The following is a 570-nucleotide window of genomic DNA, read 5'->3' on the forward strand; positions in this document are numbered from 1 at the left end:
GTTTGACGCTGTGAAAGTCGAACGTGTAAACGGCGAATCAGGTACGCCCGCAAGCGGTTTTGGCGATTACAAAATCAGCGTGGTTTCAAACGGCCTAAATGGCGTGAGCGTGGAAGAGTTACTTTAAAAAACACTTAAAAAGATGACCGCACTTTCAACCGAAAGCCAAGGGGAAAATCAGGACACGCGCCTGATTCCCCTTTCCGCCCTGCAACACTACGCTTTCTGCCCGCGCCAATGCGCGTTGATTCATAACGAGCAGGCGTGGGCGGAGAACTATTTGACCGCGCAGGGAAAGGCGTTGCATGAGCGGGTGGATTCGGGCGAACCGGAAACGCGCAAGGGCGTGCGCTTTGAGCGGACGGTGCATGTGTCGGCGGAGAAGCTGGGCATCAGCGGCGTGTTGGATTTGGTGGAAGTGGATACAAAAACAGGCCGTCTGAAACCTGTGGAATACAAACGCGGCAAGCCCAAACCCGACCCAATGGACGAAATCCAGCTTTGCGCACAAGGCTTGTGTTTGGAAGAAATGACGGGGCAAACCGTCTTTGAGGGCGCGTTGTGGTACAT

At 54.2% G+C, this 570-nt stretch carries 1 protein-coding gene and 1 pseudogene; both read left to right on the plus strand.

Annotation, left to right across the window (positions count from 1 at the left end):
• Positions 1-127 (plus strand): annotated as a pseudogene (locus tag ACTHUM_RS18035) (type I-C CRISPR-associated protein Cas7/Csd2); the annotation flags it as partial.
• A 15-nt stretch (positions 128-142) separates the two neighbouring features.
• On the plus strand, positions 143-570 hold a 428-nt coding region (cas4, locus tag ACTHUM_RS18040), incomplete at its 3' end, for a CRISPR-associated protein Cas4 (protein WP_440403690.1).

The organism is Neisseria sp. P0021.S006 (assembly GCF_051956895.1).